Below are 16877 nucleotides of genomic sequence, written 5' to 3' on the forward strand. Positions count from 1 at the left end.
CTCTTACTAATTCATTGCTAAATATCAAATTTCAAAAGTTGCTTGATTCATCATTTTGATTCCATCTATCTCTTTTAAATCATTTATGAGATGAAATAAGGCATCATCTTTCTTTTTCGCTTCAATCATGACATCTATTTGCTCTGTTTGATTTGCAATCGTGCGTAAAAATTCCAACAAAAACTGTGAGTTAACATAATCTGCGTGACCTCGTGGGTCCTTTTCACTTTTAGGGCTGGAGACGTGAATTTTAGGAGGAATATTTTGAATATTCCAAGTTTCTTTTATTCTAGGCCATAATTCATCGGCTTTTTCTCCTTCATTATTGACCCAGTGATGATGGATATCCAGAACCATTGGAACCTTTAATTTCTCACATATTTCTAATGTTTCTTTTGCAGTATACGTTTTATCGTCATTTTCTAATGTTATTCTTCTTCTAATGTTCTCCTCTAATTTTTTAAAATTTTCTACAAATCGTTCAATACTCTTAGGTTTATTGGCATATGCCCCTCCGATGTGAATATTATATTTAGCTCGTTCATCCAATTCCATGGCTTCTAACATCATTAAGTGTTTTTGTAAATCGAGAACAGAGTTTTTAAGAACTTCTTCTCTTGGAGTGCTTAGAACAGTAAAATGGTCAGGATGAAAACTTACACGCATTTTATGTAGCTTTACATAGTCTCCAATTTTTTTAAACTTTTCTTTTAAAAAAGGGAAGGGGTCCCAATCTTGCAACATTTCATGACCAATTAGTGGAATTAGTTTTGAAGAAAAACGATAAACAGAAATATCATGAGCATGATTATGATATAAAAGCCTTAGTGTATTTTGTAAGTTTTCTTCGGCAATTCTCTCCAACTTTCGAATAGCTGCTTCACGATCTTTAATTTTTTTAAAACTGGTAGCTGTCATCGTTTTAGAAGGTGAAGCATTTTTTACAATCACTGACATGGCTACATATCCAAGTCGTACAATCATCCCATACCCTCCGTTAACATAAACTTTATATTATGTTTAAGTTGTCCAACTAGAGGGAATATCAACCCATATTTTTAATTAAAAAAAAGACGACCGCAGAGAGTCGCCTATACATTATCAATATATATATTTATTGTATAATATAATGGAACTTCTCCCATCCATCAATAGAGGTACGATTCGCAATTAATGGACTATTCCCACCGTCCTCAGCTGTAACATATAATCCATTTGCCTTTGCTTGAAGGGAGAAAGTGTCATCGCCGTTATCTATCCATCTAAATCGCTCCCATTCTTGTATAACATCACGATTGGCAATTAAATTGCTATCACCACCATCTTCGGCAGTCACATATTTTCCATTTGCTAATGATCTTAGTGCTATAAAACCATCTCCTCCGTCAACGACTTCAAATTGTTCCCATCCTTGTGCAACATCGCGATTGGCGATTAATGGACTATTCCCAGCATCTTCTGCAGTGACATAATGGTTATTTGCCATTGCTATAATTGCAATAATGGATCCAATGGGCGCTTCAGATCCCGTGCCTCCAGATTCACTTTTCATCCATTTATAAGTACCAACAGTTTTTGCTGGAAGGGTTGCGAAAATCTCTTTTGATCCAGATAAAATTTTGAAGGTTTGGTCCGTATTTGTCTGGTTAATGACTATGGAAACAATCGAATTGTCAGGATTCAAAAAGGAAACATTAGTCACTGTAGCAGCTGACCCATAATTACTATCAATCCGTTTTGCTCCTTCTTCAACAAATTTAGAAAATTGAGCAATAAAGTTATATTCTGGTGTTATCCAATAAGAATCTCTGTCGGTTGGGCTTTGAATAAACATTGTTGGATCTGGAGTGCCTGTCCATTGTTCAGGTGCGATGTTCTGATCAAGCATGGTTACCCAAGCATTATATGAAATGGCCCAATTGCGGAAATATTGTGCAATACGATCTGCACCACTCGTTCCCCATACGGTACGTTCAGTGACTAGTACATTTTTATTTGTGTAATTGTTATGAACTTCTGTCATTCGTGTTGGTTCACCAGCGTAATCGTGGAAAGCAACACCATCTATGGCAGCATTAGCTTGCGGGTTGTTTAGGATTTCGGGGATGTAATCCCAAACTTGTTCAAAGTTATGATCAAAAGACCATAGTTTTGTTGTGATACCATGTGTATTAAATTCGTTGTTTAATGCTAAGATGATTTCTCTCTCATTCTCTGGTGTTAGCTGCATACTAGGATAATCCGGTGCAGCATAAAGTGGTTCGTTTTGAATCGTCATTGCATAAATTGGAATACCTAAATTTCCATAGGCTTGAATGGCTTTTCTATAATATTCTGCTAAATCTTCATGATGCTCCCATTTTATATAACCACCTATTAAATTGTTGTTGGTTTTCATCCATGCTGGAGCAGACCAGGAGCTTGCAAATATTTTGATCGGATTTCCAGTCTCGTTCCCTATAGCAATCGCTTGTTGAACAGTAGATATAATATTGAAATCGATATCTTTTTGGATGGAAAACTGACCTGGGACATCCTCATAAGAATAAAATTCGCGACCTGTAAAATCTGAGGTTCCGAATGTAATTCTAAATACATTCATTCCAGCACCATTAACAGGGTCAATAAGTTTGCGCAGTACTTCATCACGTTTTTGTGGTGTCATTAGAGATAAGTTATATATCGTGGATTCTTCTAAAGATGTACCTAATCCTAATATGGTTTGATATTCAATATTCGGGTTTACTTGAATGGTCGTAACATTTGCTCCACTAGGATCAGTTAAAGGAATATCTAATTGCCTACTTAACTGATTTTCAACACCGGTCATTGCAAATGCTGGATCAATATACCAATTTCCACTCTTTGGTGGGGTATTGCTAGATTCTGAACTAAAATAAACTTCTGCTACTGTTGGGGCAGCGCTTACATTATTGTTTACAGACAGTGAGAAAATTAGAGATGTAAAGGTAAGTACAAAGATGAGTGCAAGAATAATAAATTTTTGAAAAGAATGTTGTACTGTATTCATTGACATGTAAATCCTCCTTAAAAAAGTATCGTTGAATGGACCTTTCTAACCCCCTATCTATATTGTTATGGAATCGTTTTCATTTTTTGATTATACTAATATATTGATATTTATTCAATGAATAGATTTACTTTTTATCAGGTGGAGAGCTCTCCACCTGATAAAGAAGCTCAAGTTTGGCTTAGAATATATCATTAATTTACTTTAGCCCATGTATATGTTCCAACCGTCTTAGCAGGAATAGTAGCAAGAAGTTCATATTCTTCTGATAGAATTTTGAAGGTTTGATCTGTATCAGATTGATTGATGACTACAGAAACGATTGTTCCATCTGGATTTAAGAAAGAAACATTTGTTACTGTTTCTGCTGATCCATAGTCACTTTCAATACGTTTTGCTCCGTCTTGCAAAAACTTAGAAAACTGAGCAATGAAGTAATATTCTGGTGTGATCCAATACGTATCTCGATCTATAGGATTTTGGATAAACATCGTTGGATCTGGAGTGCCTGTCCATTGTTCAGGTGCAATGTTTTGATCAAGCATAGTCACCCAAGCGTTATAGGAGGTTGCCCAGTTTCGAATATATTGAGCTATTCGATCGGCACCCATTGTTCCCCATACTGTACGTTCTGTAACTAATACATTTTTATCAGGATACTTGTCATGTACCTGTGTCATGATTGTTGGTTCACCACTATAATCATGAAATGCAATACTGTCTATAGCTGCATTTGCCTCAGGGTCATCTAAAATTTTAGGAATATAAGTCCAAGCTTGTCCAAAATTATGATCAAAAGTCCATAACTTTGTAGTAATGCCATGTGTCTCAAATTCTTTTTTTAATGCAAGGATGATATCACGTTCATCTTCTGGTAAAAGTCTCATGCTAGGGTAGTCTGGTGCAGCATAAAGCGGCTCGTTTTGTATCGTCATTGCATAAATCGGAATATCTAGTTTTTCATATTCTTGAACGGCTTTACGATAGTATTCAGCTAAATCATTGATGTGCTCTAATTTTAAAAATCCTCCAATTAAACTGTTGCTGTTTTTCATCCAAGCGGGGGCTGACCAAGAGCTAGCATATATTTTAATCGGATTGCCTGTTTCTTCTCCTATCGTAATCGCTTCTTGAACGGTTGCTACAATATTGTTTTCAATATCTTTTTGGATAGAGAATTCACCTGGTATATCCTCATAGGTATAAAACTCTTGTCCTGTAAAATCTGAAGTACCAAACGTAATTCTAAATGTACTCATACCTATACCATTGACTGGGTCTATGAGCTTACGAAGCACTTCATCACGTTTTTCAGGAGACATTAAAGATAAATTATAAATCGTTGATTCCTCTAATGAAGTTCCAATTCCTAACATGGTTTGGTACTCTATCGCTGGATCAATGTGAATCGTAGTTACTTCCTCATCACTTGGTTTTGTTAAAGTGATATCTTCTTGTTTACTCAATTTGTGTTGAACACCTTCCATTGCAAATGCAGGATCAATATACCAATCTGCATCCTTAGGAGCTGTATTTGTAGATTCTGAACTAAAATAAACCTCTGCGTTCATATTTGAAGCTGTTAAGTTTCGAATAAAAAATATAACAATGATTACAATAGCAGCAACTAATACCAATGTTATGACTTTTTTATTCGATTTTGCTGTTTTTGTCATATATATGTCCTCCTGAATAAACTGAAATCGATTTCAATATTTGATTATACCAATTATTATATGTTTTTACAAGAGAGGAAAGAAACATGAATATATGATATATGAGTTGTTTTCATTATATATTATTGATTTTTATAAATATCCAAAAAAGTTTTAAATTAGTATATAATTTAGAAGGGATTTTATTTATTTTGTCAAAATAACACATAAAATCCCTATTCTTTCAATAACCGACAGGAGGTAGAAAAGATGGATATGAGGTATATAAAATATGTTTTTCCTAATGAAAAATATTATGAGTCTCCAGAAGAAAAGGTAGAAAACGAATCAAAGTTTAACGTATCTTCTCTTCCTGAATTTTGGGAAACTAGGTGTGATAGCCATTGGACATATTACTCCCCACCTAACATTAAATTACCTATTCAAGGTTGGAAGATTCATATTAGTGCAATTCCAAGTGAAGCCCAACATACGCTAGATATCATTTCTTCTTTTCTATTTCACCAATCTGTTCCTTTCAAATATGTTTCAAGTTTTAGGGAGTTATTTTTGAAAAATTCAAAGTACGGTGACAGAGGAAGTTCTGGTAAATTCATTACAATTTACCCCATGGACGAATCACAATTTCTATTCCTTTTAGATCACCTACATACATTACTAAAAGATATTTCGAAAGGACCCTATATACTAAGTGATAAAAGATGGTTAGATGGAAATGTTTATTTTCGCTACGGTGCTTTTGAAAAAATGCACATTAAGAATGGTGCATCTACTATTTTAGCCATTAAAACTCCATCTGGTGAATATGTTCCTGACTCTCGAGGTATATCCTATGTAATCCCGGATTTTGTAGAAGAACCAAAAGCAATTCAAGAAATGACGAAGGACCAAGAAAGAAAGCAGTCCGTAGAATCACAGCTAAGCAAATATAATATCAAGTCAGCTTTACATTTCAGCAATGGCGGAGGTGTTTATTTAGCTGATCACAGCGAATCTGGAAAACAAGTTGTATTGAAAGAAGGGCGTCCAGGTGCAGGTCTCGATGGTACTGGTAGAGATGCAATCGAACGTTTAAAACATGAGGCAGCGATGCTTGAACGCTTAAAAGGTATAGAAAATGTTGTGGAATATCAGGGGATATTCCAAGAATGGGAGCATATATTTCTAGTTGAAGAGTATATTCCTGGCACTTCATTAAAAGAATGGCTGGCTTCATTTTATCCCTACTCTACAAGTAAGGATCCAATAGAGTATCTTAAAAGCGTAATACCTATTATCAAACAGATAAAGAAAGCTGTTAAAGATATACATTCAAGAGGTATTGGTATAGGAGACTTGCAACCATCTAACATAATGATTACTTCGTCTAATCGGGTAAAACTTATTGACTTTGAAGCTGCAAATGATGACTTAACGGATACAAAACATTCAGGTTTGATGACTCCTGGTTTTACTGGTGCAGAAGATTCATCAAGAGAACAGATTGATTGGTTTGCGCTTTTACGCATAGCTAGATATATGTTTATTCCTATTGGACCAGTCCAGGATATGTCTGAAAGTATAATAAAAAAACATGACCAATGGATTATGAAACATTTTGGTGAAGATGCAATCAAGATCATAGAAGATATTGAAGCTGAATGTAGAAAACGCTCTGTTAAACCAATGGTTAGTATGCTATCTTCACCAGTGAAATATTTGGATAAAGATGACTTGCCAGAGGTCATATCAAAGCTAAGAAAAGGGATGGTTAATGATCTCAGAGAAGGAATAAAGCTTTTACCTGGGGATATTCATCAATTTGAATCATCTAGCGGACTCCTCAATGTCTTGACCGGTGGATTTGGGGTAGTAATGGCTCTAGCTCGTACCGGTACACTGCCAAAGAAAGCTAGAGAATGGGCTGTAAAGTATAGTGACATGGACTTTATCAGTTACCTAGACGATGGACTTTTTTCTGGAAAAGCTGGGATAGCTGGGGTTCTGTATGAAATAGGAATGATAGATGAATCTAAGGGAATATACCATTCAATTCAGACTCAAACAGAGTCTGAAGATATATCACTTAGAACAGGGTTAGCTGGTATTGGATTAGCACTATTATCTGCATCGACCTTGAATGGTTTCGAGACTTTTTTTGAAAAAGCAGTAGCCATTGGATTTCGATTAGAAACACTTCTTGAACGTGATGTTACGATTAAACCCAAAGAGTTTGATGCCATTCCATTTGGGCTGATCGATGGCTGGTCAGGAGCATCATTGTTCTTTAGTGCATTGCATTGGATTACTGGGGACGAGAACTGGTTGATGTTATCCATTCGTGCTATTGAAAAGGATACAAATCACTGTGTCCTCGACGATTCAGGATTGTATCAAATAAAAGATGGTTCAGGTTTTGTATCCCAACTTGCTGGAGGAAGCACAGGAATAGGTCTAGCCATGATTGAGCTGCGTCATCTACTTAACAGTAAAAAGTGGAATGATGAACTTGTAGGAATAGGAATGAGCACGATCCAAAGGTGCTTTTACAGTCCAGGGCTATTTCGGGGACTCGCAGGACTTATCGTAGGTGCTAAGGCTATCGATATGGAATTAGGTTTACAAGATGATAAAGCCTATTTAAACAAGACATTAGAGACTATGAATCTTTATTTACTGGAAGAAGATGATAAGCTTTTTGTTCCTGGTGACTTCAATTACAGATTATCTGGAGATATTTTTTCGGGAGCATCTGGTATGATCCTTGCCCTCAACGATATTTTATCCCATGGGTTTACCTGGTTGCCATTACCACATATTTACAAGTTATTTCCTTCTCGTAATAACTGAAAGGGAAAAGTCTGAATCGAAAGGAGGTGATTTCTTTGAATCAAGTATTAGCTCTTCAACAATTAGAACCGAAGAAAGACAGTGAAAGGAATATTATGGTACCTGATGAAACTTACCCTATAGATAATACAGATACTGTAGTAAAACTTACACTAAAAAATAACTAATTATATAGTAAATTTATTAGTAACCTCATGAGTAAACCACTCAATGGGGTTACTTTTCTATATATGCTCCTGAAAAATACAGTGATTATTTATCCTTTATCCAAAGATTATGAAAGTCATACATTCCTAAACTTCCAAATTTATACCCTTGGAGGTTACTAGAGTAGGCAGTCTCTTCTTTGAAGTGAAACTGAAAAAGGATGAGATTTTCTTTACGAAACCAACCTATCATTTCATTCCAGATGGACAGACGTTCAGTTGTTGTTTTTCCACTAATAAATCGATCCATGAACATATCCATTTGCTGATTCTCTTGTAGAGTGAACAATTGACGATATAGGCTGTTATTTCCAAATGGTTCGATCAAATTAATTTCTGAATCACCAACTAATATTACATTTATCATGATAAGATGCGCTTGATGGAAAAATTCCTTTTGGAGGGTCTTCTTAAGGTCAAGAGGTTGGAGTTCTATAGATACACCAATTTGATTACAACGGGACTGAATCCAATCCGCGTTTTCTCTCCACTGAAGAGAAGGTATAAGCATCGTCAGTGTTTCACCAGCATATCCACTTTCTTTGAGAGCTTCCTGTGCTTCCGATATTGAATAGGATGGGAAAATTCTCTTTTTGCTGTGAGTATGTAAAAAGCTATCTGCAGGATAAACTTCCCGCATATTTGTTTCATTTATCATCGTTTGTCGATCCAGTACAAGACGAATGGCTCTTCTAAATGCTGGATGTTGTTGTGGGCCTGGTTTTTTTGTTTGAAAAATAATTAGTTGTGTAATCGTTACATGCTGATTCACTGTTTGATCTTGCAAATCCAATGAATCTACATTTTTAGTGGTCATCTTGTAAGAAAATCTGCCTTGGAGTTCCTCTGGCAAACGAAAGACCTCTAATTGATCCAACCAAGCTCGTTCCTTAAAATAATGATCAAAAGCTTCCAATATTAATTTTTCTTTAGAGAATGAACGCACAAAAAAAGGTCCTGTACCGACGACTTGTTGTTTCATATCCACATCATATGGAACGATGGAAGCTTTGTTTGAACATAAGATGTTTGGGAAAAAAGGGAAGGGTTGTTTGAAATAAAAAATGACAATATGATCTCCCGATAATTCTATCTTGTTCAAATGACGACCCAGCCAATAGAAGACGCTAGCAGTGGAATCAAGGACACGCTGGAAAGTATGAATCACGTCTTTTGATGTTAATAACCTGCCGTGATGAAAACGAACCCCTTTACGTAGATAAAAAATCCACTCCTTGTCGTTAGGGGTATCCCAACCAAGGACGAGGTGCGGATAAATCTGTTTAGTAACGGAATCAATGCTAAGCAATGTATCATAAATTTGACCGGCAAAATGGTATTCGAATGCTGTAGAGACTTGGGCTGGGTCTAAAGAAATGAGATTTCTATAAATGGGTATTCTTAATATATGTTTTATTTCCTTTTCCCCCTCCGTTTGAAAACCAAACCATTCTTCTAGAAATTGCCCTATAATACTATGAATTTGTGCAGGAATGGACAATGAATGGAGAAACTCCATGCCTTCTTTGAAGTGGTCTTGCGCTAGTTGTTCTGATATATACATCTTAATGCTGTCAATCAGAGAAAGTTGAAAGTTAATACGGGATCTATACCCTCGTCCACGTCCAGGATTCCACCGTATCCATCCTTGTTCTTTTAATCGATTTAATACCCCTTTTGCATTTGGCTGACTACAGCCGAGAATTTCTATGATTTCGCTCATCGTAGTTTCAAACTCAACACCATTTTTTTGAGTTGCATAAGCTATATTTAAAATAAGGTAGTGTTCGATTAGTTTCATTTTTGTTGCCCCTCATACAATATTAAATTATATATCATAAATAAGATGATAAAAGGGATGAAAATCATGAGAATTTTCATCCTTTTTAATTACAGTGATTATTATACAATTATATCAGTTGCAGGAAAAAGTATAAATATAAACCTAATAGTTACATAATTATGTAAGCTGAAAAATGGTTGCAAGAATGTTTAAGAATAGCTAGATATGGGGGTGAAGGCATGCAAGGATTGTATTTCGATTTTTTACTAAAAAATAAAATAAATAATGTAATGAATATGAAAAAAACTTTAATCGTCTTATTTATTATTTTAGTCATTATTCAATTGACTAGTTTTAATTTATATGAGTTAAAAAATTATGAACTTGCTTGTTGTGGTTCGGGAGGAGGGGGACCTTGACTCTCAAGGGTGTTGATGATCCTCATCTCTTTCTCCATCAGTAGACTCCAAAAAAACCATGCATATAGTGCGTATCGATATTCAATCGGTACGTGCTATTTTCCATTTCCATTTTTTTTCATTAGTAAAAACCTCTTAAAAAATACATATCCATTTCATATCAACTGTACAAGTCACTCAAATTAACATATAATGATCTAAGAGATTGAAACAGTTATTATACATATAATTTAATATTAAAATAATAGGTGCCTATCAATTTGCTTTTTTAGGTTAAAAGGGAAGCTCGGTGTAAATCCGACACGGTCCCGCCACTGTAAATGAGGACGACCTCAGTATGCCACTGTTCTATTGAATGGGAAGGTGAGGAAGTCAGTACTCATAAGTCAGGAGACCTGCCTATATTTTAAGTGCTATGATCCTTCGAGGAAAAGGGGAAGCTGCAAATTGAAAAGTTTGGTATGCCCTTTATTCTACATGGATAAAGGGCTTTTATATATACATACATAAAAAAGGGTGGAGAACATGAAGAAGATATTAATGGTATTACTTGTGTTTGTATTTGCATTCAGCATAGCTGCATGTGGTAACAATCCAAGTGAGGTAAGTGAAAAGACAGATCAAGAACAAGGTACACAGGATGAAGCAGTAGAAAGTAATGATACAACTCAAGAAGAAACAGAAGATATAGCTGCTGAAAATACAGAAAATGGTCAAACGATATATCCATTAACAGTTACAGATGCTTCAGGTAATGAAATTACTTTTGAAGAAAAACCTGAACGTATCGTTTCTCTTGCACCAAGTGTAACCGAAATTTTATTTGCTCTAGGATTAGATGAAAATATAGTAGGGGTTACTGAATTTGATGATTTTCCAGAAGAAGCCACAACAAAACCTAAAATTGGTGGTATTTTGGATGGAAATACAGAAGCAATCTTAGCAGCTGAACCAGACCTTGTGATTGGTGGACTTTCTTTAAACGAAGCGATTATTACAGGATTGGCTCAACTTGATATTCAAGTGTTTACAATTGAACCTAATTCAATTGATGAAGTAATGGAGGGCATTCAATTATTAGGTCTAATTACAGATGCTAATGATGCAGCTGAAACTGTAGTCTCACAAATGGCTGATGAAAAACAACAAGTAGTAGAAGCTGTATCAGGGATTTCTGAAGCGGATAAAAAGAAAGTTTATCTTGAGTTTTCAGAAGGCTGGACCGTAGGTAGTGGTGAATTTATGAATGAATTAATTGAATTATCAGGTGGGATTAACGTAGCCGCAGATCAAGTAGGTTGGTTACAAATTAGTGAAGAAAAAATTATCGAAGATAATCCCGATGTTATCATATATACGACAAAATATATGGATTTGAAACCAGTGATTACAGAGCGTAGCGGGTGGAGCGAAATTACAGCAATTAAAGAAGATCATTTAATAGGGGTGAATGACGATTTAATCAGTCGTCCCGGTCCTCGAATTACACAAGGTTTATTAGAAATAGCTAAAGGAATCTATCCAGAATCGGTGAAATAAATGAAACATAAATTATTGTTATGGGGAGGAGCAGGCATACTGCTTCTTCTTCTTTCCATCGTGGTAAGTTTGTCCATGGGTTCAGCACACATACCATTATTACAGGTTTGGCGTATTTTGTTACATCAGCTTCCTTTAGTAGGACAACATATCTCTGTAGATTGGCCAATTTCATCAGAAAAAATCATATTAGAAGTTCGTTTTCCTCGTATTATTCTCGGTATTCTTGTTGGAGCTTGTTTATCTTTAGCAGGTACTGGCTTTCAAGGTGTATTAAGAAATCCACTTGCTGATCCCTTTACTTTAGGAGTAGCTACAGGAGCTTCCGTAGGAGCTGCATTTTTAATCTTGTTTGGCATTCAATTTTTATGGTTAGGTCAATGGACAGTGCCAATTGTGGCTTTTCTATCAGGAATATTAAGCTTGTTGTTTGTATTTAAATTAGCAGGAATACAAGGTAAATTTCGAGTAGAAACAGTCATTTTATCAGGCGTTGTTGTTCAAGCATTTTTAGGCTCCATTGTATCTTTTATGATCACTTTATCTGATGATGTAATCAATCGTATTGTATTTTGGTTAATGGGTAGTTTGGCTTTACGAGGATGGGAATTCTCTATTATATTATTTCCTTATTTATTCATAGGATTCATTGTTCTCTTAGGGTACGGTCGAGTATTGAATCTATTTGCCTTAGGTGAAAGACAAGCAGCACATCTAGGTGTGAACGTAGATCGTTCGAAGTGGATCGTGCTTATTTTCTCAACCTTAATCTCTGCTGCAGCCGTTTCTGTAGCAGGTGTAATAGGATTTGTAGGTTTAATTGTTCCTCATTTGATTCGTTTATTAGTGGGTCCTGACTATCGACTAATTTTACCACTATCTGTTTTGTTTGGAGCAATCTATGTATTGTGGGCGGATACCATTGCTAGAATGTTATTAAACCCTCAAGAAATTCCATTAGGTGTGATTACTGCTTTTATTGGAGCGCCATTTTTTGCATACTTATTATCTAAAAATAAGAAAATGACCGATCATTCTTAATATAGCGACAATCCTTTTTCAACAATGATATAAACTTTTAAAAAAAGAGGTAGAGATGTATGATCCAAATTCAACATGTAAGTAAAACATATGATAATCGAAGTATTATTAAAGATATATCTTTTCAAGTTGAAAAAGGAGAGAGTTTTGGTATTATTGGACCAAATGGAAGTGGGAAATCTACTTTACTTAAGTTATGTTCAGGGATTGAAAAATCGAATAAAGGAACTATTCAAATAAATGGAAATCAAATGTATACTTATACAAAAAGGCAACTAGCCAAATGGATAGGAGTACTTCAGCAGGAAGCATTACCTTTGATCGGTTTTTCAGTTCGTGAAGTGGTAGAGATGGGGAGATATCCCTATCAAAATTGGATGGGCTCAGAGAAGCAAGATACGGAACAATTAATTACAGATATCATGGAAAAGCTTGAAATTGAACCACTAAAAAATCGTACTTTAGAACAGCTTAGTGGTGGAGAAAGACAACGAGTAGCTTTAGGGAAAGTAATGGCACAACAACCTCAAATATTAATGTTGGATGAACCGACTACATATTTGGATATCGGTCATCAGGTACAGATGATGGACTACATACGTAACTGGCAGACGCAAAATCAATTAACCGTTATTTCAGTGTTACATGATCTTAATTTGGCGGCAATGTATTGTGATAGATTACTGTTATTACACGAAGGAGAGATCGTGAAAGTAGGTACTCCTTCAGAAGTTTTAAAATCTGAGTTGATTTCACAAGTTTATGGCACTGAACCGATCGTGTTTACCCATCCAGAATTAAATGTGCCCCAATTATTATTAAAGTCAAAATAAACCAAAGTATTTTTTGAGTAAGTATAAATTAATATGAGGTGAGTATAATGCAAGAACTTAATCAAATCATCCAAGAAATTAATCCATTAAAAGAGGAAGAGATATTAAAGACATTAAATCATCTAAATCAATTAACGAAACCCCCTGGAAGTTTGGGTAGACTCGAAGACTTAGCCAAGCAACTGTCGGGTATTACTGAAGAATTAATACCAGATTTAAGTAAAAAAGCAGTTGTAGTCATGGCTGGAGACCATGGTGTATGTGAAGAAGGAGTTAGTGCATTTCCACAGGAGGTTACTCCTCAAATGGTTTACAATTTTTTAGACGGTGGTGCAGCCATTAATGTGTTGGCACGACAAGCAGGAGCAGAAGTTTTTTGTGTTGATATTGGTGTGAAAGAACCACTACAGCACCCTAATCTCATTAGTAAAAAAGTAAAACCAGGTACGAATAATATGGCAAAACAAGCTGCAATGAGTAAAGACGAAGCCATTCAAGCTATATTAGTAGGTGTACAAGTTGTCGAGGATTTAGTAGAAAAGGGTTATAGCGTGATAGCAACTGGAGAAATGGGAATTGGAAATACGACCGCGAGCGCTGCTATTCTATCTGCTTTAACCGAGATTGATATTGAACATGCAGTAGGAAGAGGGACGGGAATTAACGATGAGCAGTGGAAACATAAACAAAGAGTTATTGAACAAGCACTACAAATGAACCAACCTGATAGAAAGGATGCACTAGATGTACTTACAAAGGTTGGAGGTCTAGAAATTGCTGGTATGGTTGGTGTCATTTTAGGAGCAGCAAAATTCCGTGTTCCTGTCATTATTGATGGGTTTATTTCTTCCTCTGCAGCATTAATTGCTTACAATTTATGCTCTACTTCAGTACAGTATATGATTCCGTCACACTTATCTCAAGAGCAAGGTCATCAATTCATGTTGCAAGAAATGGGTTTGACACCGATGTTATATTTGGATATGAGGCTAGGAGAAGGAACAGGTGCTGCTTTATGTTTTCAGTTAGTGGATGCAGCATTAAATATTATGTCTGAAATGGCAACTTTTCAAAGTGCTGGAGTATCTGGTGCAAATGAAGAAATGACAAATTCATGATGATACTAGTTACAGGCGGGGCAAGAAGTGGTAAGAGCTCTTTTGCAGAAAAATATGCAGCTAGTTTTGGAGATCATGGAGTATATATAGCAACTTCTCAAATCTATGACGAAGAGATGAAAGATAGAATTGAATTACATAAAACTAGAAGAGAACAAACTGAGTTTTTCTGGGAAACGATAGAGGAACCTTATGACTTAGATCAATGGTTTGAAATCAGTCATAAAAGAGATCATAAAAAACTGGTGCTTGTTGATTGTTTAACTCTTTGGTTATCTAATTGGTTGTTAACCTTTGAAAATCAGCTAAAAGAAAAATATTCAGGAATGATGGCTAAAGAAGCAGTTGAATCGAAATTGGAATTACAACAGAAAGTAATTGGCAAAATTGAAACGTTAGTTACATCATTAAAGCTATTTAATGGCACTATTATTTTAGTTACAAACGAAGTAGGAGATGGGATTGTCCCAGAATACCCTTTAGGTCGTTTATATCGAGATCTTGCTGGAGTGATGAATCAAAAAATAGCAGAGATATGTGATCAAGTATTTTTAGTTACCGTTGGGATTCCAATAGAGTTGAAAAGTAAACAGTTTTTATATTGATTTCCTAAAAGGAGAACGAAGAGAGTGTTGTTTTATTCAATAGAAGAGATCCTATGGATGTTAGCTGCGGCCATGATGGTTGATTGGATTATCGGCGATCCAAAGTGGTTTCCTCATCCAGTGATTTTAATAGGAAAACTAATTAAAACAATCGAGAATCATTGGTACGGACAAAGTAAAGTTAGAGGTATTTGGTTAATTGTTGTTGTATTATTACTGTCTGTAATTTCCACCTCGATCATTACCTTCGGACTTCAGTTTATCCACCCTTGGTTAGGTTATATTGCGAATGTTTGGTTAATTGCGACAACGATTGCGATAAAAGGATTAAAGGAAGCGGCATTGCTAGTGTATACTCCTTTAAAACATGGGAATCTATCAGATGCAAGAAAATATGTAGGGTACATCGTAGGTAGAGATACGGCAAACTTATCAGAAATAGAAATCATAAGGGCTACTGTTGAAACGGTCTCTGAAAACATTGTAGATGCTGTGATCTCACCTTTATTGTATGCTCTATTGGGTGCTGCTCCCCTAGCGATGTTGTATCGTGCAACTAACACACTAGATTCAATGGTAGGTTATAAAAATGACAAATATAAACATTATGGTTGGGCTTCTGCGCGATTTGATGATCTATTAAATTGGATACCTGCTAGATTTACAGGTTTTTTTATCGTAGTGATATCCTTTTTTAGTAAAAATTTCAATGGTCTAAGGGCATGGAAAGCCATTCAACAGTTTGCCCATCAACATCCAAGTCCAAACAGTGGTATCCCTGAATCTGCTGTAGCAGGAGCTCTGGGGATTCAATTAGGAGGTCGAAATATGTACGGGGGAATCGTAAGTGAGCGAGCAAGAATGGGCGTAGCTTTACGAGACTTATATCGTAATGATATTTTACATTCCATACATATCCTTAACGGTATCAGTGTATTATGTTCAGGGGGGATCTTGTGCGGAATATTTATCTATTATTTTTAAGCTGGTTTCAAGCTATTATATGCGCCTTGCAATTTTTAACTAGATTCCCAATACCTATAAACGTCCCTTATGAGCCTAAAATTATTCAAAGAAGTGTTGTGTTTTACCCCTTAGCTGGCTTTATGATTGGGTTGTTGTTGTGGTTTTTATCTTATGTTGTTCCTAGTGTTTTATCTTCCGCCCCATCCGCAGTGTTGATATGTATAATATGGCTGGTCAGTTCAGGGGGATTACATATGGATGGTTTAATGGACACAGCGGATGGTATATTGAGTTATCGTTCAAAGAGTAAAATATTGGAGATTATGAAAGATAGTCGTGTTGGTGCGATGGGTGTGATCGTTTGTGTATGTTATCTTATTTTTAAAATGACCCTCGTATATTCTTTATTAGAAAATGAACAACACACCTCTTTATTAAGCTATTTAGTGTTCATTCCAATTTGGAGCCGTTTAATGATGGTATGGGCTGCAAAAAGTTATCCATATGCAAGACAGGAGAAAGGTTTTGGTACGGATGTAAGCCGTATTCCTTTTGTTTATGCTGTTTTAGCTATGATCAACGCTCTGTTCATTTCTCTCATCATGTATAACTTCATACCTATACATAGTTCTTGGAAAGAAGCATTCATATTGATGATGGTATTGATTCTAATATCAACAATGACGATGTGGGTGATATCCCATGTATTATACAAAAAGTTGGGTGGACTAACTGGAGACACGTATGGAGCCATTAATGAATTGGTTGAAGTTGTTCTTCTTATGAGTCTAGTGATTTACGCAGAAAAACTAATGTAACATAGATATAGAG

At 35.6% G+C, this 16877-nt stretch carries 14 protein-coding genes and 1 riboswitch; of the genes, 10 read left to right on the top strand and 4 right to left on the bottom strand.

From position 1 onward, the window contains the following. Nucleotides 1-24 precede the first annotated feature (24 nt). From uvsE to ERL59_RS15005, 3 genes are all read right to left on the bottom strand, one after another. Nucleotides 25-984, bottom strand: coding sequence for a UV DNA damage repair endonuclease UvsE (gene uvsE / locus ERL59_RS14995; protein WP_160647042.1), 960 nt, complete (start codon nucleotides 982-984; stop codon nucleotides 25-27). Between the two features lie 130 nt (nucleotides 985-1114). Beyond that, the gene (locus tag ERL59_RS15000; RefSeq protein WP_160647043.1) at nucleotides 1115-3037 is read right to left on the bottom strand and encodes a glycoside hydrolase family 30 beta sandwich domain-containing protein; all 1923 of its coding nucleotides are present in this window, start codon (nucleotides 3035-3037) and stop codon (nucleotides 1115-1117) included. A 188-nt stretch (nucleotides 3038-3225) separates the two neighbouring features. Beyond that, complete coding sequence (locus ERL59_RS15005) at nucleotides 3226-4707, bottom strand: glycoside hydrolase family 30 protein (RefSeq protein ID WP_201763578.1); 1482 nt, start codon at nucleotides 4705-4707, stop codon at nucleotides 3226-3228. 249 nt (nucleotides 4708-4956) lie between these two features. Between ERL59_RS15005 and lanKC the strand changes: the two genes are divergently transcribed. Next, nucleotides 4957-7536, top strand: coding sequence for a class III lanthionine synthetase LanKC (gene lanKC, locus ERL59_RS15010; RefSeq protein WP_160647044.1), 2580 nt, complete (start codon nucleotides 4957-4959; stop codon nucleotides 7534-7536). A 35-nt stretch (nucleotides 7537-7571) separates the two neighbouring features. Beyond that, a complete protein-coding gene (locus ERL59_RS20790; RefSeq protein WP_201763579.1) occupies nucleotides 7572-7703 on the top strand; it encodes a class III lanthipeptide in 132 nt (43 codons plus the stop codon). Between the two features lie 85 nt (nucleotides 7704-7788). On the opposite strand, the gene ERL59_RS15015 is transcribed toward ERL59_RS20790, so the two are convergent. Next, on the bottom strand, nucleotides 7789-9543 hold the full coding sequence (locus ERL59_RS15015; protein ID WP_160647045.1) for an ABC transporter substrate-binding protein: 1755 nt from the start codon (nucleotides 9541-9543) through the stop codon (nucleotides 7789-7791). A 221-nt stretch (nucleotides 9544-9764) separates the two neighbouring features. On the opposite strand from ERL59_RS15015, the gene ERL59_RS15020 reads away from it, so the two are divergent. The 8 genes from ERL59_RS15020 to cobS all read left to right on the top strand — a co-directional run bounded on the left by ERL59_RS15020 (nucleotide 9765) and on the right by cobS (nucleotide 16864). Beyond that, nucleotides 9765-9944 (top strand): hypothetical protein, encoded by a 180-nt coding sequence (locus tag ERL59_RS15020; RefSeq protein ID WP_160647046.1) that lies wholly within the window; start codon nucleotides 9765-9767, stop codon nucleotides 9942-9944. Nucleotides 9945-10173: 229 nt separating this feature from the next. Then, nucleotides 10174-10361: riboswitch (cobalamin riboswitch) on the top strand. A 108-nt stretch (nucleotides 10362-10469) separates the two neighbouring features. Then, on the top strand, nucleotides 10470-11483 hold the full coding sequence (locus tag ERL59_RS15025) for a helical backbone metal receptor (protein WP_160647047.1): 1014 nt from the start codon (nucleotides 10470-10472) through the stop codon (nucleotides 11481-11483). Beyond that, a complete protein-coding gene (locus tag ERL59_RS15030; RefSeq protein ID WP_160647048.1) occupies nucleotides 11484-12524 on the top strand; it encodes a FecCD family ABC transporter permease in 1041 nt (346 codons plus the stop codon). A 59-nt stretch (nucleotides 12525-12583) separates the two neighbouring features. Continuing rightward, nucleotides 12584-13357 (top strand): heme ABC transporter ATP-binding protein, encoded by a 774-nt coding sequence (locus tag ERL59_RS15035; RefSeq protein ID WP_160647049.1) that lies wholly within the window; start codon nucleotides 12584-12586, stop codon nucleotides 13355-13357. Between the two features lie 47 nt (nucleotides 13358-13404). Continuing rightward, the gene (cobT, locus tag ERL59_RS15040; RefSeq protein WP_160647050.1) at nucleotides 13405-14475 is read left to right on the top strand and encodes a nicotinate-nucleotide--dimethylbenzimidazole phosphoribosyltransferase; all 1071 of its coding nucleotides are present in this window, start codon (nucleotides 13405-13407) and stop codon (nucleotides 14473-14475) included. Next, nucleotides 14472-15080, top strand: coding sequence for a bifunctional adenosylcobinamide kinase/adenosylcobinamide-phosphate guanylyltransferase (gene cobU, locus ERL59_RS15045; RefSeq protein ID WP_160647051.1), 609 nt, complete (start codon nucleotides 14472-14474; stop codon nucleotides 15078-15080). Before cobT ends, cobU begins: the two co-directional genes overlap by 4 nt. A 24-nt stretch (nucleotides 15081-15104) precedes the next feature. Continuing rightward, nucleotides 15105-16064: an adenosylcobinamide-phosphate synthase CbiB gene (cbiB, locus tag ERL59_RS15050; RefSeq protein WP_160647052.1), complete on the top strand. Its 960-nt coding sequence runs from the start codon at nucleotides 15105-15107 to the stop codon at nucleotides 16062-16064. After that, complete coding sequence (gene cobS, locus ERL59_RS15055; RefSeq protein WP_160647053.1) at nucleotides 16037-16864, top strand: adenosylcobinamide-GDP ribazoletransferase; 828 nt, start codon at nucleotides 16037-16039, stop codon at nucleotides 16862-16864. The genes cbiB and cobS overlap by 28 nt, the downstream gene beginning before the upstream one ends. The last annotated feature ends 13 nt before the right edge of the window (nucleotides 16865-16877 follow it).

Origin of the sequence: Chengkuizengella marina (assembly GCF_009910845.1) — a bacterium.
In the GTDB taxonomy this organism is placed as follows: domain Bacteria; phylum Bacillota; class Bacilli; order Paenibacillales; family KCTC-33759; genus Chengkuizengella; species Chengkuizengella marina.